This is a genomic window from Mesorhizobium sp. M1252, from assembly GCF_040318265.1.
Lineage (GTDB): Bacteria > Pseudomonadota > Alphaproteobacteria > Rhizobiales > Rhizobiaceae > Mesorhizobium.
This window is the reverse complement of record NZ_JAMYLX010000052.1, coordinates 1-825: the sequence shown is the minus strand read 5'-3', so window position 1 is coordinate 825 and position 825 is coordinate 1. Positions and strand designations below refer to the sequence as shown.

Below are 825 nucleotides of genomic sequence, written 5' to 3'. Positions count from 1 at the left end.
TGCCTATCCAAGCAATCGATTTCTCCAATTGTCCGATGACGAATATGAACGACTCAGGCAGGGACATCATTAGGAGTATTTTTCGATGGCAAACATTATCGAGGGTGGCGCGGGTGCCGAAACACTCATCGGCACCGAGCGTGAAGATTGGATGGAGGGTTTCCAGGGCGGTGACTGGATTGACGGTCGTGGCGGCAACGACGAGATCTCGGGTGGCGCGGGCAGTGACCGAGCCATCGGCGGCGAGGGTAACGACCGCATCTTCGGCGGAGATGGCTGGGACGATCTCTCCGGCGACAACGGCCGCTTCAACGCGCGCGTCTCCGGTGAGGACAATGACAGGCTCAGCGGCGGTCCCGGCCAGGATGTCCTCTACGTGGGTGACGGCCAGGACACGTTGACCGGGGGCACCGACAGTGACACGTTCGTGTTCCAGTTCCACAATCCGGTGCCTGGGGTTGTCGGGTCGACGTCGGACATTACCACTATCACCGATTTCAACCCGGCGGAGGACAAGTTCGCCTTCGATGCGGTAGGCCTCTACAACGACGGTTTTGGCGCGAACTTCGTCAACAACGCCAGCATACAGTCCGGCTACCCGGTGAGCAGCTTCTACAGCGGTGCGGCCTCGGGTGCGAACGGCGAACACGTCGTGGTGATCACTGGCGAATCTTTCAACTCTGCTAATGAGGCGGCGAGTGCGATCTCCGGCGAGCACGCCGGCGACATCATTGTCTACCAAAGCAGCTACGCTGACAGAGTTGCAACTCTGGCCTATGTCACCGCCGACGGCAGCGCGCACGAGTTCGCCCACCTGGGCGGTGT

At 60.5% G+C, this 825-nt stretch carries 1 protein-coding gene; it reads left to right on the top strand.

The window, feature by feature from the left end:
• Window positions 1-85: 85 nt before the first annotated feature.
• Window positions 86-825, top strand: a 740-nt coding sequence (locus NKH22_RS31480; RefSeq protein ID WP_352522346.1) for a calcium-binding protein, incomplete at its 3' end; no start/stop codon positions are given.